The sequence below is a fragment of the Vibrio sp. YT-19(2023) genome (genome assembly GCF_033337395.1).
Window position 1 is genome coordinate 1 of sequence record NZ_JAWOQN010001257.1, and the last position, 500, is coordinate 500.

Annotated in this window: 1 protein-coding gene; it reads left to right on the forward strand. The window is 44.8% G+C overall.

From position 1 onward, the window contains the following. Positions 1-500: glycogen/starch synthase (locus R7E78_RS31130; protein WP_318059273.1), on the forward strand; the 500-nt coding region annotated here is incomplete at both ends.

Below are 500 nucleotides of genomic sequence, written 5' to 3' on the forward strand. Positions count from 1 at the left end.
TATGCTCAAAGCTGGCGTAATGAATGCCGATAAGATAAATGCAGTCAGCCCAACGTACGCTGAAGAGCTAAAGACAGAGCTTGGCAGTCATGGAATGGCATGGGAGTTTCAGCAACGTGCAGGGGATTTAGTCGGAATTTTAAATGGCTGCGATTACAGTGCTTGGAATCCGGAAACTGATGCTTATTTACCAATGAACTATAGTGCCGACAAACAAAGTATGGTTCTAGGTAAAAACACTTGTAAGCGCGCATTACAGCAGAAGCTAAACCTTGCTGAAAAAGATGTAGCCATGTTTGGTATGGTTTGTCGTTTGACTCAGCAAAAAGGCGTGCATTACTTGCTGCCGGCTTTGGCGGATTTTTTGAAGCATGATGTTCAAGTTGTTGTTGTTGGGACGGGTGATCCCGTTTTGGCTGCACAATTGGAAGAGGTTGCGGCGCAATTCTCCGACAAGTTTGTATTTGTTGAGGCGTATGACAATGAACTCGCGCATTTAG